At 35.4% G+C, this 26,158-nt stretch carries 25 protein-coding genes; 4 read left to right on the top strand and 21 right to left on the bottom strand.

Translation table 11 applies throughout. From position 1 onward, the window contains the following. Window positions 1-15 precede the first annotated feature (15 nt). Window positions 16-2,049 (bottom strand): hypothetical protein, encoded by a 2,034-nt coding sequence (locus EZV73_RS02040; protein ID WP_240837825.1) that lies wholly within the window; start codon window positions 2,047-2,049, stop codon window positions 16-18. A 158-nt stretch (window positions 2,050-2,207) separates the two neighbouring features. Here EZV73_RS02040 and EZV73_RS02035 point away from each other — a divergent pair, with 158 nt between their 5' ends. The 3 genes from EZV73_RS02035 (at window position 2,208) to EZV73_RS02025 (ending at window position 4,616) form a co-directional block, all read left to right on the top strand. Then, window positions 2,208-2,495, top strand: a complete 288-nt coding sequence (locus EZV73_RS02035) for a hypothetical protein (protein ID WP_240837823.1) — start codon at window positions 2,208-2,210, stop codon at window positions 2,493-2,495. A gap of 122 nt (window positions 2,496-2,617) precedes the next feature. Continuing rightward, a complete protein-coding gene (locus EZV73_RS02030) occupies window positions 2,618-3,469 on the top strand; it encodes an amidohydrolase family protein (RefSeq protein ID WP_240837821.1) in 852 nt (283 codons plus the stop codon). 10 nt (window positions 3,470-3,479) lie between these two features. Then, a complete protein-coding gene (locus EZV73_RS02025; RefSeq protein WP_240837819.1) occupies window positions 3,480-4,616 on the top strand; it encodes an aminopeptidase in 1,137 nt (378 codons plus the stop codon). A gap of 43 nt (window positions 4,617-4,659) precedes the next feature. On the opposite strand, the gene EZV73_RS02020 is transcribed toward EZV73_RS02025, so the two are convergent. The 20 genes from EZV73_RS02020 to EZV73_RS01925 form a co-directional block, all read right to left on the bottom strand. Continuing rightward, a complete protein-coding gene (locus tag EZV73_RS02020) occupies window positions 4,660-5,313 on the bottom strand; it encodes a GntR family transcriptional regulator (protein ID WP_240837817.1) in 654 nt (217 codons plus the stop codon). An 80-nt stretch (window positions 5,314-5,393) separates the two neighbouring features. Further along, complete coding sequence (locus EZV73_RS02015) at window positions 5,394-6,344, bottom strand: ABC transporter ATP-binding protein (RefSeq protein WP_240837816.1); 951 nt, start codon at window positions 6,342-6,344, stop codon at window positions 5,394-5,396. A gap of 9 nt (window positions 6,345-6,353) precedes the next feature. Further along, window positions 6,354-7,316 (bottom strand): ABC transporter ATP-binding protein, encoded by a 963-nt coding sequence (locus EZV73_RS02010; protein WP_240837814.1) that lies wholly within the window; start codon window positions 7,314-7,316, stop codon window positions 6,354-6,356. Window positions 7,317-7,328: 12 nt separating this feature from the next. Continuing rightward, a complete protein-coding gene (locus EZV73_RS02005) occupies window positions 7,329-8,195 on the bottom strand; it encodes an ABC transporter permease (protein ID WP_240837812.1) in 867 nt (288 codons plus the stop codon). Between the two features lie 11 nt (window positions 8,196-8,206). Beyond that, window positions 8,207-9,136 (bottom strand): ABC transporter permease, encoded by a 930-nt coding sequence (locus tag EZV73_RS02000; protein WP_240837810.1) that lies wholly within the window; start codon window positions 9,134-9,136, stop codon window positions 8,207-8,209. A 55-nt stretch (window positions 9,137-9,191) separates the two neighbouring features. Next, window positions 9,192-10,700 (bottom strand): ABC transporter substrate-binding protein, encoded by a 1,509-nt coding sequence (locus EZV73_RS01995; RefSeq protein WP_240837808.1) that lies wholly within the window; start codon window positions 10,698-10,700, stop codon window positions 9,192-9,194. A gap of 39 nt (window positions 10,701-10,739) precedes the next feature. Beyond that, complete coding sequence (locus EZV73_RS01990; RefSeq protein WP_240837806.1) at window positions 10,740-11,015, bottom strand: ferredoxin family protein; 276 nt, start codon at window positions 11,013-11,015, stop codon at window positions 10,740-10,742. Beyond that, a complete protein-coding gene (locus EZV73_RS01985) occupies window positions 11,005-12,933 on the bottom strand; it encodes an FAD-dependent oxidoreductase (RefSeq protein WP_240837804.1) in 1,929 nt (642 codons plus the stop codon). The genes EZV73_RS01990 and EZV73_RS01985 overlap by 11 nt, the downstream gene beginning before the upstream one ends. 144 nt (window positions 12,934-13,077) lie before the next feature. Then, window positions 13,078-13,701, bottom strand: coding sequence for a vWA domain-containing protein (locus EZV73_RS01980; RefSeq protein WP_240837802.1), 624 nt, complete (start codon window positions 13,699-13,701; stop codon window positions 13,078-13,080). A 78-nt stretch (window positions 13,702-13,779) separates the two neighbouring features. Continuing rightward, entirely contained in the window at window positions 13,780-14,358 is a 579-nt protein-coding gene (locus EZV73_RS28820; protein ID WP_330636927.1) for a hypothetical protein, read from the bottom strand. Window positions 14,359-14,592: 234 nt separating this feature from the next. Then, on the bottom strand, window positions 14,593-15,351 hold the full coding sequence (locus EZV73_RS01970; protein ID WP_240837800.1) for a hypothetical protein: 759 nt from the start codon (window positions 15,349-15,351) through the stop codon (window positions 14,593-14,595). Window positions 15,352-15,460: 109 nt separating this feature from the next. After that, window positions 15,461-16,597 carry a MerR family transcriptional regulator gene (locus EZV73_RS01965; RefSeq protein ID WP_240837798.1) on the bottom strand — a complete coding sequence of 379 codons (1,137 nt, stop codon included), beginning with the start codon at window positions 16,595-16,597 and terminating at the stop codon, window positions 15,461-15,463. A 109-nt stretch (window positions 16,598-16,706) separates the two neighbouring features. Beyond that, a complete protein-coding gene (locus tag EZV73_RS01960; RefSeq protein WP_240837796.1) occupies window positions 16,707-17,813 on the bottom strand; it encodes a CaiB/BaiF CoA-transferase family protein in 1,107 nt (368 codons plus the stop codon). An 8-nt stretch (window positions 17,814-17,821) separates the two neighbouring features. Then, window positions 17,822-19,249 (bottom strand): YfcC family protein, encoded by a 1,428-nt coding sequence (locus EZV73_RS01955; RefSeq protein ID WP_240837794.1) that lies wholly within the window; start codon window positions 19,247-19,249, stop codon window positions 17,822-17,824. After that, on the bottom strand, window positions 19,250-20,602 hold the full coding sequence (locus EZV73_RS01950; protein ID WP_240837793.1) for a M20/M25/M40 family metallo-hydrolase: 1,353 nt from the start codon (window positions 20,600-20,602) through the stop codon (window positions 19,250-19,252). Window positions 20,603-20,674: 72 nt separating this feature from the next. Further along, window positions 20,675-21,076: a HutP family protein gene (locus EZV73_RS01945; protein WP_240837792.1), complete on the bottom strand. Its 402-nt coding sequence runs from the start codon at window positions 21,074-21,076 to the stop codon at window positions 20,675-20,677. Window positions 21,077-21,083: 7 nt separating this feature from the next. Continuing rightward, window positions 21,084-21,818 carry an IclR family transcriptional regulator gene (locus tag EZV73_RS01940; protein WP_240837791.1) on the bottom strand — a complete coding sequence of 245 codons (735 nt, stop codon included), beginning with the start codon at window positions 21,816-21,818 and terminating at the stop codon, window positions 21,084-21,086. 198 nt (window positions 21,819-22,016) lie between these two features. Next, window positions 22,017-23,276 (bottom strand): M20 family metallopeptidase, encoded by a 1,260-nt coding sequence (locus tag EZV73_RS01935; protein ID WP_240837790.1) that lies wholly within the window; start codon window positions 23,274-23,276, stop codon window positions 22,017-22,019. 2 nt (window positions 23,277-23,278) lie between these two features. Further along, complete coding sequence (locus tag EZV73_RS01930) at window positions 23,279-24,217, bottom strand: DUF1177 domain-containing protein (RefSeq protein WP_240837789.1); 939 nt, start codon at window positions 24,215-24,217, stop codon at window positions 23,279-23,281. 170 nt (window positions 24,218-24,387) lie between these two features. Then, window positions 24,388-25,485, bottom strand: coding sequence for a PucR family transcriptional regulator (locus tag EZV73_RS01925; RefSeq protein WP_240837788.1), 1,098 nt, complete (start codon window positions 25,483-25,485; stop codon window positions 24,388-24,390). Between the two features lie 233 nt (window positions 25,486-25,718). Between EZV73_RS01925 and EZV73_RS01920 the strand changes: the two genes are divergently transcribed. Continuing rightward, complete coding sequence (locus tag EZV73_RS01920; RefSeq protein WP_240838312.1) at window positions 25,719-25,967, top strand: AbrB/MazE/SpoVT family DNA-binding domain-containing protein; 249 nt, start codon at window positions 25,719-25,721, stop codon at window positions 25,965-25,967. Window positions 25,968-26,158: the final 191 nt, after the last annotated feature.

Genomic DNA, 26,158 nt, shown 5'->3' with positions numbered 1-26,158 from the left:
TTTATAGTACAATTTTTACTGAAGTTCTTTAATAACATGTACCTTGTTAGTAACAACATTATTTTGCCACCACTCATCGATCATGACCCCCTCTGGTAGAACATCATTTATATGACCCAACAAAGAATCATAAGTTACCTTGGTTCCATTATCAAGCCAGTCGTCTAAAACAAGCTTTAAAACGTCATCAAGACTTTTTTCATTGTTACTCAATCTTTGAATTTCTTCATCCAACAAGTAGGAAATGACAGCTCCCTTGTAATAAACTCTGCTTTGAGTCTTTGATTCATGTTCTAAGATACCTACATCGTTATTAGAATTAACATCTCTTCTATAATCATTATAAAAACCTCTCATATAACGAAGGCCATCTTCTCCAACTTCTTCTAAAAGCTTATAACAGTAATACTCATTAAAGCCTTCAACCCATAGCCCCCTGTTTTCATGCATATCCTGTTCGATACCCATTTCCCAACCTTGCCATCTATGGTAAATTTGATGTACAAGCATTTCGCCATATCCCCATACACTTGCATACCCTTGAGCCGTATCATATTCACCAGCATAAATTCTTTCTTCACTATCAATTACCATCAAGGTATAAGAATCATTCGATACCGACTGTCCCCATAAATCAACCATCTCCTGATAGATAGCTTGAAATACATCGGTAAACTTATCTGATATGCCCTTCTCAACAATAGACGTAATTGGTGTATTATCTACAATTTTATCAGTTACATTAAAAGCACTTTCCTTAAATGCATAATAATTTAGAGCAGAAACATTCTCGATATCACTATCGTTCACATACAAGTGTTCAAAGTCAGAGTTTGCAAGACCACATCTAGAATCCCAACCTTCTTTAAGCCTGAATGAAACCTTTACATTATCTGTGTTACCATATGAACGGTCAATTAAGATAAGCGTTTGCTCACCAGAAGTCATATAGTAATCATTAGTGTATATCCCTTCAACACCATGGTTTTCAGTCGTCATATGATAGCCAAGCTCAACTGTGTACTTAAAGGCAAAAGCACCATCCAGTGGCTTGATCTTAACTACATGATTTTCCTGGTCCAAGCTGAACAGACTGCCTTCTATTGCTGATCCATTTGAAAAACGATCATTCAACTTTTGAATATGATAGTTTCTTACTTCAAATCTAAGTGTGTCTTCAATGTCTGAATGACCTAAAACATAAATATCTGCATTTGGCGCTTGTGTATGTTTTAAGTCTATAATGTATTGTGTTTGAACCTTTTCAAAGTCATTAAACGTATAAAAGTAAAGCGTGTCCAATACAGTTTTAGTTTCACTATCCACTATAGTCAGTCTATAAGCTGTATCATCTTTTAGATCATTCAATTCTAGTTTGCCGGACTGATCTACTTTCCCATTCAATGTGTTACTAGCACCTTCAAGTTTATATGCCACATCAAATTTTTCACTTTCATCGTGTTCTATACTTAGATCAAAACTTGCAGATTCTGATGTGATTCTCCTTGGAAATACACTAACAGATGGCTTATAGATTGGATCTTCTATTATAATGCTTAAGCCATTTGCCGTAGAAAAAGAAGTTTGCCAGCCAAACTCTTCAACTGCAAAACGCCATGTGATTGGAAAATACGTAATGTTTTTAAATAGTAAAAGCGGATACTGTTCACTATTGTTGTCAATGACATTTCCATTGACCTCTACTTCAAAAGGTACTAGCATGGCCTTATGTTTAGAACCAAGCCTATTTGAAGCACCTAAAAAGTTTTGCTCTAATATACCTAGCTCATCTTTAGAATTAAGTTTCAAACCACTCTCTGAATCAAAACTCAGTTCTAGTGCAGTGCCATCTAAGTAATCTGATGTCATTGGGAAATAGGTAATGTCATCATAAACTATAACAGGATACTGACTTTCTGCGGTATCAATTACTACGTCATTCACAGATACATCAAACTCTGGTATCACTACTGTCACAGAAGAATCTTCTGCAAATGTCACCATACTAAATGACAAAATAATTATTAAAAAAAGTACTTTAAATCTCACACAAACCTCCAACCTATTATTATCAACCTGTCTTAATTCTACCATATGGATTTTTCTGTGTCATGTCAATGTATTTGTATACTGTATACTTTGCATTATGCACTTGTCAATGTTTTTCTTGACTGATATACTCGATTTAGAGATAGAAAGGAGCCAATATGTATCCTATAAAGAAACTTATCCTAAAGAACATTAATGTTATTACAATGAAGGATGAAAACATTCTATACAATATGGACATCCATATTGATGCTGGTGTAATTACTTCTATAGAGGAAACAACTCAAGAGAATAAATCTAGGGATTATATCGACTGTTCAGATAAGTACCTGATTCCTGGTCTATACGATTGTCACGTTCACCTTGAAAGAGCTACAGATATCGATTTATACTTGGCATACGGTGTAACAAGTGTCATCAATATGATGGGGAAAAGAGCCATTTAAGGCTTAAAGAAGACATCGTAGACGGTAAAAGAAATCATTTAAACATCTACTCTACTGGACCAATTATCGATGGTAAGCCAGATTACTTTGATTTAACTAAAGTAGACGAAGGCATTATTCGAGTGGATACAGATATAGATGCAAGAAAAGCTGTATTATATACCAAAGAAGCAGGATTTGATTTTGTAAAGGTTTATAATCATATAACCCCTCTCGTTTACCAGACTATGGTCGACGAAGCAAAATTACAGAACATTCTTTTAATTGGACACCTACCTGACTGTGCCAATAAAGATTATCAAAATGGCGATGAGCTATGTGAAATCAGGCAAGAGACAATAGAGCATATTAGCTTTTTAACAGATTTAAATTTTGATAGATTTGTAAATGCGAATATTCATTTAGACCCAACATTAAACGTAGAGCATACCTTTTTTAGAAATGGACTTAATGACAATGATTTCAAAGAGATATTATCAAGAATTAATCCAATTACGATTGAAAAATGGACAAAATCTAAAGAAGAACATATGGCCATGTATAAGAATAAACCAAAAGAAAAAGCAGCTATTAGAAATGGCTTTGATTATTATAGAAAGATGATTACTATGTTCAAAGAAAGAGATGGTAAATTTCTCGCAGGTACAGATAGCGGTATTGATTTCTTAATACCAGGTTATTCACTTCATAAGGAATTAGAACATCTTGTTGAGTGCGGTTTAACTCCCTACGAAGCTCTAAAGGCTGCAACATCAGAACCCGCTCAGTTTCTATCCAATAAAAAGTCTGGTACAGTCGAAATAGGAAAACATGCTGACCTAGTGATTTTGAACTCAAATCCGCTTATTAACATAATGCATACACAAGATATTTTTGCTGTTATCAATCAAAGAACTTTTTTTGATAAGACCAGTATTTCTGAGCTAATTAACAGCCAATATAATAAAACATTAGAGGAGTTAGAATACTTATAGGAGGTTTTTTATGAAAGACATTAGATATACAAAGCTTGCAAATCAAATGGTCAATTACTCAATTGATGTAAAAAAAGGTGAAAATGTACTCATAGAGTTTACTGGCTATAATGACTACTTTGCAAGAGAACTTATCCGTGCAGTTTACAAGGCTGGAGCAAATCCATTTTTTCTTCAGACTAGTGGTCTAGTACAAAGTGCATGGCTTGAACATGCTGACCAGAAAAGTATTGAGTTACAGGCAAAATGGGATAAAAGCAGACTAGAAGATATGGATGCTTATATTGCTATAAGAATATCTGATAACATTTACGAAATGGCAAATATCTCTCCGGATCAAATGGACCTCTTCTTCTCCCATTACGAGAATCCTGTTCATATGAAAACAAGAGTCCTAAAAACAAAGTGGTTGGTGACTCGTTTCCCAAATGACTCACTTGCACAGTTAGCCAATATGTCTACAGAGGATTTTGAAGACTTTTATTTTAACTGTTGCTGTCTCGACTATAAAAAGTTCAGTTCTTATATGGACCCTCTTGTTGATCTTATGGCTAAAACGAAAAAAGTTAAAATTAAAGGTGAAAACGTTGATTTATCTTTTAGTATTGAAGGCATTGATATTGCAAAATGTGATGGTATTCACAATCTGCCGGACGGTGAGGTATTCACAGCCCCTATACCAGACAGCGTCAATGGATACATCCAGTACAATACGCCAAGTCCATATGCAGGTCAGGTTTTTGATGATGTAAAACTTGAGTTCGAAAATGGAAAAATCGTCAGTGCTACATTAGGTGGCAATTATAGCGAAGAAATTGAATCGATCTTTAATACAGATCCTGGTGCTAGATATATTGGTGAGTTTGCACTTGGATTAAACCCTTTTATCACTAACACTCTCCAAGATATACTATTTGATGAAAAGGTGTCAGGCTCTTTTCATTTTACACCAGGCAATGGATGTCCAGATGCTGATAATGGTAACAGAAGCGCAATTCACTGGGATTTGGTATATCTAACTAGCGAGGAGCATGGCGGATGCGAAATTTATTTTGACGACATGCTCATACAAAAAAATGGTATCTTTCTACTCGGTGATTTAAAAGCCCTTAATCCCGATAACCTAAAAACAAAATTACAGTTGTAAAAAAAGTAGCACCAAAATCCTCAATAGATTTTGGTGCTTTATCTTACGTCTCGTTATATAATTTAAGAACAAACTGCTTAGAGTTCTCAAAATTTTCCCTAATAAGATTCATGGCTGAGGCCATATCTTTATTCACAAAACTTTCATAAATCTTTTCATGATTGTTTAGTGTTAATTGTCTATTTTCATCCTCATTTTCAAATATGTTTGATAAGATGGTAAACTGGCTACGTAACTGATTTGCCATATATGTCAGCCTTTTATTAGCTGCATACTTATAAACTAAAATATGAAAATCATCAGAAGAATCATTGAAAGCTTGAGGATCACCTTTTAATAAACTTCTTGTTTCCTCTACATTCTCTTTTATTTCATTAAGCATTTCATCATACATGGTTGTGTTCATTGCATACTTCACAGCCAAACAATCTAACTCGCAATAAAGATTATATATCTCATGAATATCCTCTTCAGTAAATGTTACTACTTGCGCACCTTTATTGGAGTAATAGGTAACCAAGCCGTCTTGATACAGTCTATTCATGGCTTCTCTTAGAGGGCTTGAACTGATATTATACTTTTTCTGAAGTTCAGTAAACAGTAGTCTTGTACCACTGGTTATCTCCTGATTGATAATCTCTTCTCTAAGAATTTCATATATCTGATCTGTGATTGTTTTTTTGATTATTTTTTTCATACATATCTCCCATGTATAGATATTCTAACATTAAACATAAAAGATTAAAACCGTTCTATGTCAATAAAACGGTCATCATACTATTTAATCCTGTTACATGCTACATAGTGTTCATGTGCCACTGGCTTAAGTATTTGCTTTTCACGTCGACAGTCTTCCATCTCATTTTTGCATCTAGGTGCAAACCTGCAGCCAATAGAAGGGTTAATGGGTGATGTCACTTCTCCAGATAGAATTTCACGTTTCTTCCCTCTTAAACTTAAATCTACATGTGGTATGGCGCTAAGTAAGGCTTTTGTATAGGAATGCCTTGGATTTGAAAACAACTCCTCTGAAGAAGATCTCTCGACACATTGACCTAAGTACATGACAGCGATCTCATCACTAATATGTTTTACAACAGACAAGTCATGTGTTATAAACATATAAGTTAAATCATACTCATCCTGTAAATCCATAAGTAAGTTGAGTATTTGAGCTTGTATGCTTACATCAAGTGCGCTTACTGGTTCATCACACACTATAAACTCAGGATTAACTGCTAATGCCCTAGCGATACCAATTCTCTGTCTTCTTCCCCCATCGAGCTCATGTGGATAGGCATTCATTAATCTCTTACTTAAACCAACCGTGTCCATTAACTCAGTTACTCTCTTTTCAATATTATGAGATCCCTTAATAAGTTTGTTAACCCTTATAGGATCTGCAATGATATCACTCACTGACATTCTAGGATTAATAGATGCAAAAGGATCTTGAAATATAATTTGCATTTTCATACGCAAAGCACGCATTTCCGCTTTATTGAGTTTCAAAATATCCTTGCCATCATATAAAATCTGTCCATCTGTAGCTTCTAGTAATCTAAGTATCACTCTTCCCAAAGTCGACTTTCCACATCCTGATTCTCCAACTATTCCGAGGGTAGTTCCTTTCTTTATAGCTATATTAACATCATCTACAGCATGCAAGTTGCCATGAGGTGTTTTGAAATATTTTTTTAGTCCTTTTGTTTCTAGCAATGTGCTCATGCAACCTCCTTAGTCGAATAGATGACATTTAATACTATGTGTGCCTTTTTGAACATTTTCAGGTATCCTTTTTTGACATACACCCATTGCCTGAGGACATCTAGGATGAAATTTACAACCGCTAGGTAAATCTGTAGGATCAGGCATCAGTCCATCAATGGGATTTAAACGTCTAGCATTTGAAGATATATCTGGTATAGATTCGAAAAGTCCTTTTGTGTATGGATGATGTCTTTCATTTTCAAAAACATCATATATAGTTCCAAACTCAATTATTTCTCCGGCGTACATAATAGCAACCTTATCACATATTTGTGATACAACACCTAAATCATGTGTGATAAGCAGCATGGATGTACTGAGTTTATGTTTCAAATCCTCCATCATATCTAATACCTGTGCTTGTATAGTAACATCTAAGGCAGTAGTCGGTTCATCTGCAATTAATAATTTGGGATCACAAGCCAGTGCCATTGCTATAATCACTCTCTGTTTCATGCCACCGGAAAACTGATGAGGAAAGTCATTCTTTCGTAAAGCACATATACCTACTAATTCAAGTAACTCATCTACTCGATCATCTATAGATTTATCATCAATTTTTTTGTGTAACTCCAATACTTCAGCAATTTGCTCCCCTACTGTAAGGACCGGATTTAAAGAAGTCATTGGATCTTGAAAAATCATTGAGATTTGTCCTCCACGAATTTTTCTCATTTCTGCTTCTGACAAACTAGTAATCGTACTTGATTCGAACTGAATGTTACCATTTAGCACTTTACCAATTCGATCAGGCAATAAGCCCATGATGCTTAGAGCTGTTGTTGTTTTTCCTGCCCCTGTTTCTCCCACTAAACCAAGCGTTTCTCCTTTGTTTATGGAAAGACTCAAACCATTAACAGCGTGTACGACTTCATCGTCTAAGTCATAGATGACATCTAAATTTCTTATATCTAATAATTGTTCTGACATATATCCTCCACCTTAATTCTTAAGTCTTGGGTCTAAAGCATCTCTTAAACCATCTCCTAATAAGTTTAAAGATAAGACTGTGAACATAATAGCAACACCTGGGAAGAAAACTAAATAAGGTGAATACCTGATGTATTCTTTACCCTCAGACAACATGGCTCCCCATTCTGGCACAGGTGGCATTATACCAAGCCCTAAGAAACTTAATGATGCTGCAGCAATTATTGTTGAAGCAACACCCAAAGTTGCTTGAACTATCAAAGGTCCTACTGTATTAGGCGTTATGTGTTTGATGATGATTCTATAGTCTCTTGAACCGTAAGCCATAGCCGCCTCAATAAACTCTGCATCTTTAATAGTTAATACTGAAGATCTTATTAGTCTTGCATACCCTGGTATACCTGCAATACTTAATGCAATCATCAAGTTAATCATTCCGGGTCCAAGTGCCGAGACTACTGCAATAGCAAGTAAAATTGGTGGTACTGCCATCAAAATATCCATACATCTCATAAAGACATTGTCGATTAAGCCACCATAATAACCTGCAATTGCCCCAATAAAACTGCCAATAAATAAAGACAACACGGTTACCAAAATACCAATAGTAAGTGAAATCCTTCCACCATAAATGATTCTATACATAATATCACGTCCAAAAGAATCAGTACCAAAAGGATGTTCTTTTGAAGGCCCTTCAAGCTTTATTTTAACATCCTGTTGTATAATATCTTCATTATAATCTATGTACAGATCAGCTGTTAAAATTACAATCGCCATAGATAATAAAATAAAAAGACCAAACATAGCTACTCTGTTTCTCTTTAATCTAATAAATATTTCCTGCCACTGTGATCTGCTTTTTCTCTTTTGCCTCATTAAGTTCCCCCTTATGATTTGTATTGTGCGCTGATTCTAGGATCAATAAATCCATAAGATATATCAATAATCAAGTTAATCAAACTAAAGGCAATGGCAAGTAAGATTACTGCACCTAAAACTACTGGAACATCCTTCATTCTTATTGCACCTACTAAAAGCATACCAACACCGGACATAGAAAATACTGATTCGATTAGAACAGTACCACCAAGTAAATAACCAAAATTAATACCTATAGCAGTAACTACTGGAATCATAGCATTTCTTAAAGAGTGTTTTAAAATGATTCGAACTTCATCAGCACCTTTAGCCTTTGCAGTTCTGATATAATCTTGACGTATAACTTCAAGCATGGTTGATCGAGTCATACGAATGATTACTGCTATTGAACCGGCTGCTAAGGTAATGGAAGGTAATATGAAATGAGCCAAGGTCTCAGAACCTGTTGCTGGTAGAATACCTATGCCAAGTGAGACTATTAAGATTAACATTAACCCTAACCAAAATGACGGCATAGAAGTTAAAAAGAGTGCAATTACAACACTTAAGGTATCCGCAAGTGTATATTGCTTAACTGCAGATATAATCCCAATTGGAATTGCAACAAATATGGTAATGATCATTGAGAAAAAAGCCAATTTCAATGTTGTAGGAAATCGAGATGCTATCTCTTCAATGACTGGTAATGTCGATCTATAAGACTTGCCTAAATCTCCACGAATAGCAGCTTTCATATAATTCACATATCTAACCATAAAAGGATCGTTTAATCCTAGTTCTTCATTTAATTTTTCTATTTCTACGGTCGATGCCTTTTCTCCTAATATCAGTCTTGCAGGATCACCTGGTGTTAGTGAAATGATGGAAAAAACCAAAAAAGATATACCAACTACTACAGGTATCAACATCAAAAGTCTTCTTAATATATACTTATACACGTCTTCCTCCTAAAATGCAGTTATCGCTTTAGAAGCGATAACCACATGTTCTTTATCATTTCCAACTGTAGTCATATATGTAGTACATAGTCAAAGGATGAATCTTTACACCTTGCAAGTCACTGTTACATGCTACATTATTCATCCACCAGTAAAGCGGTATAATAGGAACATCTTCATCAAGTACCGCAAATACATCATTGAATATAGCCTCTTTATCCTCAACTGTAGCTACAATTTTTTGTTGATCCAGTAGGTCATTGACAGCTTCATTATTGTACCTTGAGTAATTAGACGTACCAATGAAATCACTATGGAATAACTGATAAATACCGTCAGCATCAGGTGTCGAATAACCCCATGCTAAGGTCAACATATCGAAATCTCCAATAGAAATTGTATCTACAAATGTTCCCCACTCCAGTATTTTAATCTCTGCTTCAATACCAATCTCTGATAGATTTGCCTGAACCACTTGAGCAGTTTTAGAACGGTGTCCCTCTAATGTTAATAAGGTGCATGTAAATCCATCTGGATACGCTGACTCTTTGAGGATCGCTTTTGCCTTTTCAACATCATAATTGTATACTTTTACCGAATCAGGATAACCTACCATATTTTCTGAAACAACACAGTCTGCAATTTGGCCTACACCATCACGAGCTGCTAAAATAATGGATTCTTTGTCAATTGCATAGGCAACTGCTTGTCTTACTTTAACATCACTCATCGGTCCACTTTCTGTGTTTAAACCTAAGTAATCATAGATTGAAGACGGTCCTTCATAAAAGGCTAAGTCCTCACTTTTTTCAATGGTTTGTCTGTCAATTGATGCAATATCTAGATAAGCATCAATTTCACCTTTTTCTAAGGCTACAACAGCTGTAGACTTATCAGCAATTACTTTCCATGTTACTTTTTTTATAGCTGCTTCACCTAAGAAATAATCAGGGAAAGCTTCTGCTGTAATCGAAGAACCCGGTTGCCACTCTGAAAACTTAAATGGACCTGTACCGATTGGTTTTCTACCATACTCGTCTCCCATTTCCTCCACAGCTTTTTTATTGGCGATGCAGCCACTAGCTTCTGCAAGCAGGTTGAGTATAGATGAATAAGGATACTTTAAATAAAGCTTGACTGTATAATCATCCACTTTTTCTACACTTTCAACACTCGAGTACATTTCTGATGAATGTGGCGATACCAAAGCTCTATTCATACTGAAAACAACGTCTTCAGAAGTCAAAAGATCGCCATTGTGAAACTTAACATTCTCTCTTATATGGAAGGTATAAACCATACCATCTTCTGAAACATCCCAAGACTCCGCGACCCCCCCATTATAAACTTCACCTTCCGGAGTTGTTCTTACAAGTGGGTCAAATAGGTTTAAAACAATTCTATTCGAATTACCACCACCTACCTCTTGTGGATCTAACACCATGGCATCACCAGGCGTTCCAATAATGAGATTTTCTTTTTTTACTTCCTCTCCCGCCCCTGAACCAGAACATCCTGTAATCAGTAGAGCCATTACTAGTAATAAAACAAATAATTTTTTCACTTTCCCCCTCCTTAGTTTAATATTTAAAATTATTACATACTACTTATTCATCAACTTCTTTTTATCAACCCATGAAACTTGATTCATCAGAGGATGTCTTAGATCAATGGCACCATCAGATGGACATACCATCACACAACAACCACAGTACCAACATTCCTCAGGATACTGCACGACAGGTGTAGATGTCTCTTCTGTTTTAGGTAAAAAAACATCTACTTGGCAAACATTTACACACCTATTACAACCTAAGCATTTTTCAGCATCAAAAGTAATTGGATTGAAATTTGCTGGATATTCTGATTTATATGTCATTTTTCCCCTCCAAATAATCTGAATTAAACTTCTCGTAGTTCGCCTTTAAATCACCATAATAATCAAGTGGAACATTTCTTGATTCAACAAAACCATTAGCCTCCTTAATAAGAATGAATGCTTTTTCAACTTCTTGTTCTGGATAATCTATTCTGTTGAAATCAAGTTTCTGCGAGCTCGACTTTCTTTCTAAACAAGCATGAATTATTAACTTTGATACAGTTAAGATATTCAGAACTTCATGCATCCTCATCAATTCATGTGGATTTCTAGCATAACCTTGTTTATAAGCTTTTTCTTCTAACTCATCAAGACATATGAGGCCCTGTTTTAAAATATTGCCATGCTTTTGATCGCCACAATAGTTTCGCATGATTTTCGATATAGAAGCATTAATTTCCTTCCACTCTAATACAGCATCTTTTTCTTCTAAAAATCCGAATAGTCTGACTTCTTCAGTTCTAACTTGATCTTCTTTATAGGATTCTAAAACCATTGTTGAAGCATACTCAGCAGCGTGCCTACCAGCATAAGATCCCGTTGAAGCAGCGTGTCCATAGCAATTTGATGCAAACAAGGCATCCCCTGCAACAAACAAACCATCCTGTGAAGACATCAGTTTCCAGTCGTTATAGAATCCTCCTGGTAATCCAAACAACTGTCTTTCGTTTGAAGAGAAGTTAGAAGATTTCCAGCCTGCTCCGTAACACTGCAAGACATGTTCTTTAGGATCAAAGCCTCTGTCAGTATAGTTCTTTAAAATAGGCACCCTTGTTTTACCTTCTTCACCTACCATCATGCCCCATATAACATTTCTTTCATGATCTGGCATTTCAGTCAAATCTGCATAAAATGGCGGTACATACCCCATTTCAATTAAAGTATCAAATGGCACAGTCTCTGGACCATCATAAGCATATTTGGCCTCATCTATATTGCCGCCCTTTAAGAAAAAAGGCTGATCATATGCTGGTACAGTCCTATCATAAAAATCTTTCAACTCATTACCATCTCTATCTAAGTAAGGAATTTCTTTTCCTCTAGAGTCAATGAGTGTTGCAGGATACCAAGTATTATGGTTGTTTCCAGCTCCGTAAGGTGGAAAACTTTGGCCAGCTGCCGAAAACTCCGCTCTTACTGATTTTTCCATCATGTTAAACTCTGCACCCGAACGCCATCCCATTGCATGACCATCACCTATGCATTGTAAAGGTCTAAACTCACTTAAACCTGGATGTGCTTCTGAGAAAAGCCACACTCTAGCAGGTCTAGACATACACATAATTGTCGCTTTTGCCTCAAAGACCATAAACTTACCCGTTCTATTGTTAAACCCCGTAGCCCCAATAATTTTGTCTCCCTGTTTACCATTTAAAGTAAGTAATGATGTTACCATAACTCTATCAACAACTTGTACACCTAATCTCTTTAACTCATTGTACATAGCAGGTTTAAAGGTTGTTCCCCATATACGAATGGTCATTTTATTTTCATAGTCATACGCATATAAGAGTTTTGTCTTTTCGTCTCTAAACTTCGCCCCTAAAAACTCATCATCATTATCTCTGATTTTGCCTCCCATCTTTTCAATTTCTAGGAGTGTATCATAACCTTCTCTACATTCTATATAATGTGAAATACCATTGTTATATCCATCTTCATTATCTATCATGGCTTTCACTAAGTCTTCAGGCTTAACTTTTGATCCAGGATTGGTTGCTGCCGATTCCCAGTGGTCACACCCTGAGCCACCTGCACCACTTCTTTCAGTAGCCCCCTTTTCAATCAACATTACCTTTTGTCCAGACTTTGCTGCTGAAATTGCAGCCATACATCCTGCAATGCCTCCTCCTACAACTAAAACATCCGTTTTATATATTTCTTTTTCTCCAAGTTCATTTTTATAAGGCCAATTCATAACCAGTCTACCTCCTCTTTATTCGAGATTATCACTAAATCCAAAACTCATCAAGTGCATTTTGCATTGTATACAATATACTTTGCATTTTCGCATGCTAAAAAGAAAAAATGACTACTGTAATGTTCACAGTAGTCACATGTTTTAACTTCTTTTGATATAGTCTTCATCAATTTCTCTTTTCCAGCTTTCATCAATTGCCTTATCATGTCTGATATCTGAAACGACAGCACTAATAGCCGAGAAGTTTAACTCAGTACCAGCTTGGTCTGCATGATAGTTAACCGCTTTTTCTTTAGAGATACCGTATGAATCAGCCACCTCTATGGCATCTATATTGGCCCCTAGAAAAACAAACTCCCAACCAAAAGCCTCCTTTTGTCTTTCGATCATTCTCTTAACCTCTCGTTGAGAATAATGTTTACTGGCATTTTCATAGCCATCAGTTATGATGACAAACAAGACTTTATCATCTTTGTTCTTTTGTTTTCTAATCATACTTTCAATCGATTTTCCCATGGCATCTAATAAGGCCGTCGTACCTCTTACAAAATAATCTTCACTGGTAAGAAGCTTTGCTTTGTCAATGGCTATGCCATCATGTAATACCTCATACCTGTCATCAAACAAGACGGTTGTGACATATACATGACCTTCTTCTTTCTTTTGCTTAGTAAGCATAGCATTGAAGCCACCTATGGTATCACTTTCTAATCCTGCCATTGAACCTGATCTGTCTAGGATAAATATAACTTGTGTTTTCTTCATAAAAATAACCTCCAATCACTTTCTGTAATTAAAGGTTATCATGCATAGTTCTTCTAATGGTCGCCTGATAAGTGACATTTAAGACAAGGTCTTTTCCGTAAACTTAAACAAGGCTTCGTTGATAAGAAATATATCATACTCCTCTTCTAAAAGGAAGTACTCTATAATCAAATCAAACTTACTAGATCTTGACAAAGCATACCCAGCCTTCATCAGAAGATCTTTTGTTTGATCTAAGCTAAGCTCTAATGCTATTGCAAACGATAATACTGTATCTTTTTTAGGTTGATAGTCCACATTGCTTCTAATCTTAGAAAAATGTCTTCTATCAATGTTGGCTTTTCTATAAACTTCAGAATCTTTTAAACCAGCTTCATCAATAAGTCTAAAGAGCATTTCCTGGAAAGTGTCTTCTTTTTCAAGAATCAGATCAGTAAGAGATCTCTTTTTACTGATTCGGGCTTCAGCAGCAATACTCTCCATGAGATAATCGCTAACTTCTTCTTTAAGATTCATTTTTAAATAAAACTCATCTGGTAAAAGATTAGTTTCAAGATAATTTTTTATGGCTAGTTCTAAGTCTAAGGGCATTAAAACTCCTGACTTGTTATCATTATTCAACTTCTTATTAACACTGCCGGTAAGTTTTAATGACATCCAAATAGCTCCTCTTCTACATATATAATTAATCGAAACTAAACCTTATGGTTCTATTATCAGCATCCATATGACACAAACAAACAAAAGTATCGCCTTTCTAAAAGTATTAGCAATTCATAGATGCTCCTTTATCAACTATTATTGCACCTAATCAGACAAAAGTAAATCTATCTTATACCAAATGGATTTAAATACGAAGCTTCTGCTACCCCTTATATCATATCCAATGACTTACTTTTCTATAGGAGTTACAAATTGAATACCAGGGTAAAACTGATTAACCACTTGTATGTTTGTTGCATAATAGCCTAAGCTAGCTATATGGTTCATAAAGCCACTAATAATTTCTGTTACTTGGCCTACCTCATACTTAACTTCAAAGTTTGCTTTTCCAATAGGTTCACTGGCTTCTGGTGAAATTTCTCTTTGTAAGGCTTCTAATAATGTCTCTTCTTTCGTCATAGCATTTTTAATAAACTTCATTTGAAAATAACCATATCTAGAAGCATCCGAAACAATGTCACCATAATTATCATTTAGAAAGGTTCTATCATCTTGGCCTTCAGGTACAGGTGATTCAAAATATTCAAGTGCAAGATCAATAAAAACTTCAAACTCATCTATAAAATCTGGCTCTATTTCTCTCCAATAAGCAACAGCAATATCATTAACCCCTTGTTCCTTGTCATACTTTGTTGTATCTACACCGTAATTGCCTTGGACAGTATGAGAAACCTCATGTATTAGGTTGTACTTTAAGAAAAATATTTCATAGAAAGCCTTACCGTCCTCAATACTTCCTCCTACAATATCTCCAAAGAATGACTGAGTACTTTCATCTATTAAATCCCATTCACTATAAACAAGATAATAACCTAAAGCTTCTTCCTGAGGCTTATCACTTTCTTTTACTTCTTGTGTCATACTACAGCTTGTAAATGTTCCTAAAACCAATGTTAAACTCATCATAATCATTAAAATTCTTTTCATAACTTCTCCTTTTTCTAACGTGTATATCCATAATAATTGCCTGCATAATGTACACGTCAAGTAGGAAATATCATAAAAAAATATGAAAAAAGCGTACTGAGTACACGCTTTACTTATTAAATTCAACAAGCCTAATTTTTATTATTTTATCTAGATCTTTATCAAGAACAACAGCTGATGAAATGTCTTTACTATGTATTGTTCTTCTATCAAATAATTGATCATAAACTTTATAATAGGATTCATTCGTAGGATAATAGCCATAATCTAAATAAAGTCCAGATTCACTGCTAGTAAATATATGCTGAATATTTGAAATCAACCAAGATTCTTTCATATGAATCAAATCACTTGCATAGCCACCGAAATCAACAAAATACTTGCAAGTGTTCTCTAAAGGATAATCTTTGGTAAAATGTACAAAGATACACCTGTCAGCAAAGTCTTTTTTAATTATGTATTCACGAACTTCTTTTAGCCTTTTAAGATTATAGTTAGAAAAAATGTAATAACCGTCATTTAACAAATATTTATCTAAGTCCGTAGTCACTATCTCTATTGCAGCATTAAAGAAAAATATCCCTAAGGAATGATCCCACTTCATAAGTCTATCAGACATATGCTTACCAGCCTTCTTTAACTCAACATAATAGTCGTTTTTTATATTTGCATCTAATCTCATTTTTACACTTAACAAATTATCGGGATTAAAGTCTTCGCTGTAAATAATGCCTTCCTGAACAGTCAGTTTGCTACATGTACATTTTAGATAACCAGATACAAGATAAGCATGTTTGATATTGGCATTTTCGACTTCATATTTTTCATGACATTTTGAACATACTAATTTATCTAGAAACCCAACTTGAACACCATGGGATACGGAATGTACTATTTCACTTTCTATTTGAGAAAGCTCTTCTTCTATCTCAGCCTTCTTTTCTATTAAGATTTTAATCTCTTCTTCAAAATCATTAAGCTTGTTCTTTAGTAACGTTCCTATATTATCCCTATATGCCTCATCTTCTGTTTGTCTATATCTCTTATAAAGTAGAAGTTTAGATATTTCTTCAATAGAAAATCCATAAGATCTATATTTTAGTATAAAGGTCATGTCTTTTACACATGTTTCATCATAATCTGGATAGGTGCCATCTTTAACAGGCACTATCATATGTCTATCTACATAAAACCTTACTTGACTCTTCTTTACACCAAATTTCTTAGAAAATTCACCAATCTTCAATACAATCACCTCATAAGTATTGTATACCTTAATACTGATTATATAAAAGCAAATCAAAAACATTAATATAAATATAAGAAAAGATCGAGAAGTTCTCGATCTTACCTGCTTATACATTATTATGTTCGCCTAAACTTGGTGCTGGTGACCAGTTATCTTTCATATTATTAAACTTTATTGGTGTACCAACTATTAAAGTGTCATCACCAATTGTCTTAAACATGTCACGATCTTTTAAATGATTTAACTCAGTTACCTCTTTAATATTAAGTATCTTACTTACAGGAATACCTCGCCCAGAAAGTATGTCTACCCAGTAATCTGATGATTTATACTTTAGCTTAGACTCTATGATGTCCTTTAGCTCTTCTCGCCTTATTATTCTGTCAGCATTTGTTTTGTAATCATTGTCTAAAGCCAGATTCTCTAATGCTAGACATTGACATAAGCTTGAAAAAAGTCTGTCATTACCACAGGCAATCATAACTGAGCCATCATTGGTCTTAAAATCACCAAATGGTGCAATAGAAGGATGATCATTACCAAGTGGTACTGGAGCTATATCACTTGCCTTAAACCTTGCGAAGGCACTTTCAAGTAATGCAACCGTACTGTCTAACATGGCTACATCAATTCTTTCACCAAATCCAGTAATCTGTCGCCTATACAAGGCCATCATGATACCTAGAGCTGTAAACATACCTGTAGAAATATCTGAAATAGATGTCCCTACCTTTGTATAATCATCTGATGACTTACCTGTAATGCTCATAAGACCACTAGACGCCTGAATAATAGCATCATAAGCAGGTCTGTTTGAAAGTTCACCAAACTGTCCATAACCAGACGCGGAAGCATAGATGAGTTTTGGAAATTTATCTTTTAGACTATCATAATCTAACCCCAGTCTTTTCATCACACCAGGTCTAAAGTTTTCAACTAAAACATCAGCATCTTCTAACAAGTCCATGACTTTTTCCAAAGCCTCATTAGACTTAAGGTCCAATGTAACACTCTTTTTATTTCTGTTGATACTTGAGAAATATGCAGACTTGCCTTCAACAAAAGGCGCGAAACTTCTTGAGTCATCTCCACCATCTAGTCTTTCAATTTTTATGACTTCTGCACCATGATCTGCTAACAGCATGGTTGCATAGGGGCCTGCCAAGACCCTTGAAAAATCAATTATTTTAACACCTTCTAATACACCCTTCATACTCACCTCTAAATTGGACCTAAATTAATAATTGTTGCGATTGTCACTGATGCCATACCTATAACCATCCACATAAGAAGTAAAGGCCACATCCACTTTGCCCACTTCTCATATGATATTTTAGCGATAGCAAGAGATGCCATTAAAGTACCATTTGTTGGAGAGATTAAGTTTGTGAAACCATCTCCATAATGGAAGGCAAGTACAGCTGTCTGTCTTGAAATGCCAAGTAAATCTGCCAGTGGTGCCATAATAGGCATAGTTGCCGCTGCTTGACCGGATCCTGATGGAATGATTACGTTTAAAAGTAGTTGGAAAACGTACATACCATTAGCAGCTACTACTGGTGGTAATGTCTTTAAACCTTCTGAAGCATGGTAGATGATTGTATCAATGATCATACCATCTTGTAAAACAACTAGAATTGCTCTTGCCACACCAACAATCAATGCACCAAATACTAAATCTTTGGCACCTTCAATAAAAGACTTGGCAATGTCATCAGCAGACATCTTGCCTATGATACCTGAAATAATACCTATACCTAAGAAAATAGCTACGATTTCGCTAAAATACCAACCAAACTTCATAACGCCAAATACCATTAAAGATAATCCAGCAACAATAACTAATCCAATTGCGTTGTGTCTTGGTAAATACTCAATATCTGAATGTGCATCGTCTATTTCTCGTGTTTGATCTAAATCATATACCAAACTTGCTTTTGGATCTTTTTGAATTTTCTTTGCGTATCTCAAGATATACACAATAGATACGGCTAAAATAAGTACATAAAAGACAATTCTGTAAGCCAATCCAGAGAAGAGCGGTACTTCTGCGATACCTTGTGCAACACCTACTGTAAATGGATTTAAAAGACCTGTTGTAAAACCAATTCTTGCACCCACACTGATAACTACAAGACCAATCATCGAATCAAGTCCAAGTCTCATAAATAGTGAGATGGCAATTGGAATAAAGAGTATAGCTTCTTCGGATATACCAAATGTACCCCCTGCTACAGAGAATATAATGGTAATGATCACAATTAAGAGCATTGGATTTTTCTTTTTCTGACTGACCACTCGATTTAAACTGGCATTGATAAAACCTGTTTCATTGATGATACCAAAGGCACCTGCAATGAAAAAGATAAAGAATATAATGCCTGATGCTGCCTTTGATCCAGCATAAAAGGATACAAAGAAATCCATGATGCCTGTAGGCGATCTATCAACTGTATGATAGGAACCTTCAACTATGATGGTCTTTCCAGTTACTTCATCTGTCATTCTGTCAAACTCACCCGCAGGTATGATATAAGTTAAGACTGAACATATTAAGACCATAGCAAACAACAAAACAAATGTATGCGGTATCTTTTTCTTTTTAATCTCTGGTTTCTTAGATATTTTTTCCTTTCTAACTTCCGACATTTAAGCCTCCCTTTTCATATTCTCAATAATACTGTACGCTGTTTGTATGCCTGCTTTAAAACAGGAAATCTTAAGATTTTCATCCGGACCATGATTGCCTTGATCTGCATTGGCAAATGGTAGACTTACCGTAGGTTTTTTTAAAGTATTGGTCCACATAGCATTTGGTAAGCTGCCCCCGATACTTGGTAAAACATAAGGTTTACCAAGACCTGACTTTTCTACTGCACCAATAATTTTTTGACACCATTCATTCTCCGGATCTGACTTTGATGGATACATAGGTTGATCAAGCATGGAGATTTCCACATGATCATTGACTTCTCCTATATACGACTTAATGGCTTCATAAGCCTTTAGTGGATCTTGATTGGCTACAAGTCTTACATCCACTCTGGCCTTTGCATGACCTGGTACTATACACTTAATGCCATGACCCATGTAACCGCCTTCAATGCCAATGACAGAAATAACCGGTTTAAAGAAGAGGTTTGTAAAGTAGGTTTCCTTATCAGATTCCACCCACCTTGCTTCAAAGGTATCCTTTAAAAGGTTAGAATCAAAGTCTAAATCATCTATTAACTGTCTTTCAAGCTCGCTTGGTTTTACAACCCCCTCCATGAAACCAGGAATATGCAAACCATTGTCTTTTACCAAACCACTTAAAACAGAACACAACTCATTGACAGAATTCTTAATGACACCTCCCTTATTGCCTGAGTGATGATCTTTCTTTGCAGTTCTTAATGATAAGCCTATAGACATACATCCTCTATTACCAAAACAGACGGTTGGTCTGCCGCTTTCATGTTTTGATGCATCAGACACAATAACAACATCTACATCTTCAAACCATGATAGGTTCTTATTAACCATATCTTCAATACCTGGACTGCCCACTTCTTCTTCACCATCTAAAAATAGTTTGTAGTTAACAGGCAGTACATCATTAAATTCATTAAACAAGTCAATGGCCAGAAGATGTGATAAAAACTGCCCCTTATTGTCTCCTGCACCTCTACCGTAGAGTCTGCCTTTAGATTCCGTTAGATCATAAGGATGGTAAGTCCAGTCTGAAATAGGTTCAACTGGCTGGACATCATAATGCCCATAAATCATGACAGTTGGCGCATGATCATAATCACTTTTCATTTCAGCCAAAACATAGTCGGAACCCTTTTCTTGAGTAACCACCTGAACTTCCCATTTTCTTTTAGACAAGTAGTCTACTAAATAGTCTCTACACTGACCTACAGCCTCTTGATCTGACGCCACGCTTGGAAATGCAACCAGGTCTTTAAGCGTCTTAATATAATCAGATTCTCTTTCTGATATAACCTTTGAAATGTCCATTTTCCCTCCATTAACACATAAAAAAAGAGCATCACAAAACATTGTGTACTCTTATACTCTATTACTATCCTATTAAGATTTTAAGGCAGTACCCATACCAATAAAGGGTTTGGATACTTGCTTATAAAGCCGCTTGTTACAATAAACAGATACAACTAGGTGGTTGTTTTTGCCTAAAGCAGCTACTTTGACTTTCATATCACTGTTGATAAACTTAATCCCTTTCATAGCATCTTCTAATGCATGAACAAGGAGTTCAATTTCATATGGACATTCAGCAATCAAACTGGAATGTACACCTGCTTTTATTGAGTGATACAAGATTTTTTCTTCCAAACTTGTCCCAAGTCCACTTATCAATGTTACAAAACAGTCGTAGCCTTTACTCTTATACTCTTCTTTCATCATATCTTCTTCTACACGACTGTCTGACATCAACAACTTCAAGCAATAATTTTCATTTCTGTTAATCATCATAACCTCAACTTAAAATGCTTGATAATTTTGAAGCATATCGCTTCATAATCTCGATTGTTATTTCTGTATCCTCATCCTTCATATAATGCTCTAATCCAACTAAAGACACCGAAGCAATTACTTCCTGCTTATTATTAAAGATAGGTACAGCATATCCTTTTGTACCCTTAATGTTTTCACCTCTAGAAATTGAGTAACCTCTTTGTCGAATAGATTCATATACAGCATCTAATGCTTCTGGATCCATTGGTAGTTCATCAGATTCTTTAAGGTAAATTTTAGAGAAATTCTCTGTTAAAGACGCCTTATCAAATAAGTAAGCACCTATACTTTTACCATAAGAACCAGCATTAAACGGATACTTGGTACCTTCTTGATAAAACTTCACAACAGAATATTGATCCACTTCATACAAACTGACGATGTCTAAGCCATTAACGACCGCAAGTCCTGCATTAAGCTGTGTTTCTCTGCCTAGGTCCTCTAGTTGTTTTCTAATCATTTGCTCCTGATCGTATTTTGATTTAAATGACATGCCTATTCTATAGGTTTCTAAACCAATACTGTAGGTGTGAGCTTTAGATCCAGTAGAAACCATATCCAAATCTTGTAATGATTTTATTATCCTATGGACAGTCGCACGGTTTAAGTCTAGTGCCTCACTTATTTCCATAGCAGTCGCTTCATTTGTGGATAAGTAATCCAAAACTTCATGAGCTCTTTTAAGTACCTGTATCATACACCCCTCCTGTTCACATTATGAACACGCAATCATAATATGAACTTATTGCTATTATAGATTATATAATCAGAATTGTCAAACAAAGAAATTATATGTTACCCTAAACAAACATTTACAAGTTAACAGAAAACTCTTTCAAAGAAAAAAGAGTACATAAGATTTTATGCACTCAACTTTTGCAATATTTAATTAGTTTCATTCACTTAAACCTAGTAAATCAAACAAGACACCAACATATACTTGGGTAGACTTGATGATGTCATCAAGATCTACATCCTCATTGTATGAGTGTATACCTTCTAAATTAGCAGGACCGAATTGTATGGTTGGGATATTCTCATATCTATAATATCTTGCATCGCTGGTAGCCCATTGATAAGCAGGTGTTACTTCAGCCCCCCAGATGTATTCAGCGTTCGACTTAACAGACTTCACAAGACTGGTTGTATCATCGGTATAATTAGCTTCACAGTTATACTCAAAAGTAAGCTTTACACCTTGTAAATTTAAAGAGTCAACGATTTGTCTGGTTCTTTTTTCTACATCACTGCAAGTAAGGCCGATTGGTAATCGACAGTTGATATCTGTCACACAATAATCAGGCACCATGTTATCTTTAATGCCACCATTAATAAGACCGATGTTTACTGCTACATGGTCAATGACATTCTCAGAACCCTCTACCTTTAAAGATTCTCTTGCAATTTTTTTTGAGTCCTCTAGTACATGAAGCTGTTCTTTTTTATAGATCCCCTTCATGTCTCTTAACTTATGTAGACTTGGCAGTATCGTCATCATCTTTTCAATGGCATTCTCACCTACATAGTTGCCTATGCTGCCATGAGCCGATACACCATATGTTTCCACTCTAATGTTAAGTGAGCCCTTTTGTCCAACTTCTATGTTATTTTCTGGTGTTGGTTCTGCAATGATACAGGCTTTGGCATTCTTTCCGTAACCTTTACTCATCAACCACTTAGAACCGTACTGTCCACCACTTTCTTCATCTGTCACAACATGAAGCTCAAGCTTTCCATTTACCTTAAGTCCGCTCTCCTTGATGATTTTCATTGCATAAATCAAGCCTGCAAGACCTGCTTTCATGTCAGATGTACCACGACCTCTGAGTTTATCGTCAACAATATCACCAGAAAAAGGATCAAATCCCCATTTATTAATATCACCTACAGGTACAACATCAGCATGACCATTGAGTATAACTAGATTATCCTCATCATGACCAATACTTGCGATGATATTTGGAAAGTCCTTTTCACAGTAGGCAATTTCAACATCGATATTCGATGCTTTAAGATAACCTAATATGTACTCAACAACAGCATCCATCATACCAGATGGGTTTTCGCTTGGTATGCGTATCAAACTGCTGGCTAAATCCAGAAGCTCTAATTGATTTTCTTCAATCATGTATATGTATTTTTCTTTTAAACTCATTACTATCTCCCTTGTTCCCCTTTTGTTTGGAATCTTGACATATCACCATAGAGCGCCTTTATAAGATCAAACTCCTCACTGTCATAGAAGTGACATTTTCCCTGTCCAAAATCTTTAGCCACTTCAAGCATAAATCTTGCTGCACCTTCAACATCCATTAAATTCGTGGCACCTGTAGCGCATCCCGGAACAACAGCTTGAGTCGTAATTGCAACTCCTACAACAGGTGATTTTGTAGCTGTGTTTGGTTGTAAAATACTATTTATATGATAAAGACCGTTGCCATACGGGGTTATATCTTGCTGAGATAAAGGAAAAACATATGGCAACTTACCTGTGGTCCTCATCATCACGTCTAGTAAGTCATCACTGACTTTTAATATATAACCTTCTTTGACAGTATTTGAAATAGCAAAACCATTGTTATTGATGATTCTGTTACCTTTGGTTGTATCAACAGATAAAATAGCGTCCATTTCATCTAAGACTTCAAGCCTATTCATGGTATCCATATCTACATAAGAGCCCATAAATCTAACAGGATGATGATCTATGCTTGGTGCATCTGGACAAATATGTGTTGTCACAATGACATCACCTCTCAGACGATCACCATTTTTATACATAGTAATCAACTTTGATGCAACAGATAGAGCTGCTAAAGCCCCATCACCATCAGAGACAAAGCCGGTCACTTCCGGTCTTGCGCCAAGGCCACCCAATCTACCTAGAAGGCCAATCGTAGGTGCATCACCACCAGTTTGTTTGCCGTGGCTTCCAGGAATAATCACTTCTATAAAATCAGTTGAGCCACCATTAGCTGCAACGCTTTCTACCTGTATTTCAATTTGATCTGTACATCCTAGAAACTCTTTAACCTCAAAGCCAGATGCATTTGGCTTATCTAAAAGTTCATACATTTCCATTACCTGTTTTAGCATGACATCCTCCATCAAATATGTTATATATAAATAATTATAAAACATGATGAAAGACATAACACCCAATAATGTTTGTTCACAAACTAAATTGACACCATCATTTTGTACAAAATACAAAGAAAAATCATTGACTTTAGCTATCAAAAAAACCTTAGACAGCCATCTAAGGTTTAAACTAGGTCTTCTAACCACAGTATTCTAAGCGCTAGTGAAAGTTGATCCATGCAGTCATTGTTGACATTGTCTATAATGGTTTCTATCTTTTTCAATCTGTATCTTACCGTGTTCTTATGTACAAACATCAAATCCGCTGTCTTTTGAACATCACAGCTGTTTTTTAAGTAAACAGAGAAAGTCTCCAGGATACTGCTTTTATACATATCATCATAGTCTTTAACCAAAGCAACTACATCTCTTGATGATTGAATGACAGAAGCATCTTTAGACATATGTATGAGCATTTTATATATCCCTATTTCATCATAAGATCTTATTTTTTCATTCATGATATGCTTAAGAATCTGACAGACTTGCTTACTTTGATAAACAAGGTCTTTGAAGTTTTTTAAAGATGTAGATGCTTGACTGATGCCTATATGACTATTACCAATAAAAATCTCCGAAAACAATGTCTTTAACTTAGAACTAGACAAAGGGTCATCACTATTTTTGATGATGATGTAATTGTCCTCATACTCAAAACATTCCATATCAGTTGGTAGAGAACAGTCACTCAATGGTGCTTCATCCATATCTACATATGCTATGTAGTAATATTTTCTAAAGGATGGGTTAAGCCTCTTAAGGTGTTTTTCTATAACATCTGGCTCTTCTAAATTCATGATACGGTGAAAGGCAACCGATTTATCACTTAATCGCTTGTTTTCAAGTATAAGTTTATAGGCCTTTTCTAGAATGTCTGCATAAGTGACCTCTGGGCTTACCCCTATAATAGGAAAATTGTTTCTATCTGCTAAATCTGCAATTCTATCTGATATTTCATCAAATGCACTTAAGGCCATAATAAGTCCTGGACAATCTGTATCAATTAGAATTTCTATATGGTCATACAAGGCATCTTGTCCTTGATCTTTCAAATCATAAAACGAGGTCAGATACATTTCACCTCTTCTATCATGTGTCTTTTTTAAGATGTACTCGTATATGTTAATGGATGAAACGATGTTTCTTAGTCCATCTTTGCCTGCTAGGATTTTAGCCTTATTTAGGGCCTTTATCTTTAATATGTCACCTACTGTTACAAACATCTAAACCTCTCAAATATCATGTATAAATCCTTCAACTACACCTTACTACAATCCAAGTGTTTTTTCACTATTTAAAGACCAAATCATATAGTATTTTAATCATTTATTTTCTACACTTTTAAAGAAGAAAAACAGATACTCACCAAAATATTCCATGTATATCTTTACCATTATGTCATTTAGTGGTAAAATGAGAAATGTAAGTAATCAAACTACTAAATGGAGGAAAAGTGATGCGGTCAACTGGGATTGTAAGAAAAGTAGATGAACTCGGAAGAGTTGTTATTCCAATCGAATTAAGAAGAACATTGATGATCGACGTAAAAGACGCTTTGGAGATTTATACTGAAGCAGACACAATCGTACTGAAGAAGTACGAGCCTGCATGTATCTTTTGTGGTCAAGCAAGAGATGTTAGAGACGTCAGAGGAAAGAATGTGTGCCCTGCATGCATTGACGACATAAAAGAAATGAAAAGATAAAAGCATGGCGCATAGAAATATGCGCCATTTTTCTGTGTAAGAGGGGTTTGTCAAGTAAAGTGTGTAAATTTATTTAATTTAGATCAGTGATCATTTATTGACCACTGATTTTTTCATTTGTTTATTTAAAATCAAACAGTTAAAATATGGAAATGTATAATTGGGGAGAACCCATGGAATATCATTTAAAT

It is taken from the genome of Acidaminobacter sp. JC074, assembly GCF_022496765.1.
Lineage (GTDB): Bacteria > Bacillota > Clostridia > Peptostreptococcales > Acidaminobacteraceae > JABXKX01.
This window is presented reverse-complemented; position numbering and strand designations above follow the sequence as displayed.

Bases quoted from the DNA above. Each gene is read 5' to 3' on its own strand.
- EZV73_RS02035 (WP_240837823.1), top strand. From the start codon at position 2,208: ATGTATCCTATAAAGAAACTTATCCTAAAGAACATTAATGTTATTACA.
- EZV73_RS02025 (WP_240837819.1), top strand. From the start codon at position 3,480: ATGAAAGACATTAGATATACAAAGCTTGCAAATCAAATGGTCAATTAC.
- EZV73_RS02020 (WP_240837817.1), bottom strand. From the start codon at position 5,313: ATGAAAAAAATAATCAAAAAAACAATCACAGATCAGATATATGAAATT.
- EZV73_RS02015 (WP_240837816.1), bottom strand. From the start codon at position 6,344: ATGAGCACATTGCTAGAAACAAAAGGACTAAAAAAATATTTCAAAACA.
- EZV73_RS02010 (WP_240837814.1), bottom strand. From the start codon at position 7,316: ATGTCAGAACAATTATTAGATATAAGAAATTTAGATGTCATCTATGAC.
- EZV73_RS02005 (WP_240837812.1), bottom strand. From the start codon at position 8,195: ATGAGGCAAAAGAGAAAAAGCAGATCACAGTGGCAGGAAATATTTATT.
- EZV73_RS01990 (WP_240837806.1), bottom strand. From the start codon at position 11,015: ATGACATATAAATCAGAATATCCAGCAAATTTCAATCCAATTACTTTT.
- EZV73_RS01985 (WP_240837804.1), bottom strand. From the start codon at position 12,933: ATGAATTGGCCTTATAAAAATGAACTTGGAGAAAAAGAAATATATAAA.
- EZV73_RS01980 (WP_240837802.1), bottom strand. From the start codon at position 13,701: ATGAAGAAAACACAAGTTATATTTATCCTAGACAGATCAGGTTCAATG.
- EZV73_RS28820 (WP_330636927.1), bottom strand. From the start codon at position 14,358: ATGTCATTAAAACTTACCGGCAGTGTTAATAAGAAGTTGAATAATGAT.
- EZV73_RS01970 (WP_240837800.1), bottom strand. From the start codon at position 15,351: ATGAAAAGAATTTTAATGATTATGATGAGTTTAACATTGGTTTTAGGA.
- EZV73_RS01960 (WP_240837796.1), bottom strand. From the start codon at position 17,813: ATGAAGGGTGTATTAGAAGGTGTTAAAATAATTGATTTTTCAAGGGTC.
- EZV73_RS01955 (WP_240837794.1), bottom strand. From the start codon at position 19,249: ATGTCGGAAGTTAGAAAGGAAAAAATATCTAAGAAACCAGAGATTAAA.
- EZV73_RS01950 (WP_240837793.1), bottom strand. From the start codon at position 20,602: ATGGACATTTCAAAGGTTATATCAGAAAGAGAATCTGATTATATTAAG.
- EZV73_RS01945 (WP_240837792.1), bottom strand. From the start codon at position 21,076: ATGATTAACAGAAATGAAAATTATTGCTTGAAGTTGTTGATGTCAGAC.
- EZV73_RS01940 (WP_240837791.1), bottom strand. From the start codon at position 21,818: ATGATACAGGTACTTAAAAGAGCTCATGAAGTTTTGGATTACTTATCC.
- EZV73_RS01935 (WP_240837790.1), bottom strand. From the start codon at position 23,276: ATGAGTTTAAAAGAAAAATACATATACATGATTGAAGAAAATCAATTA.
- EZV73_RS01930 (WP_240837789.1), bottom strand. From the start codon at position 24,217: ATGCTAAAACAGGTAATGGAAATGTATGAACTTTTAGATAAGCCAAAT.
- EZV73_RS01925 (WP_240837788.1), bottom strand. From the start codon at position 25,485: ATGTTTGTAACAGTAGGTGACATATTAAAGATAAAGGCCCTAAATAAG.
- EZV73_RS01920 (WP_240838312.1), top strand. From the start codon at position 25,719: ATGCGGTCAACTGGGATTGTAAGAAAAGTAGATGAACTCGGAAGAGTT.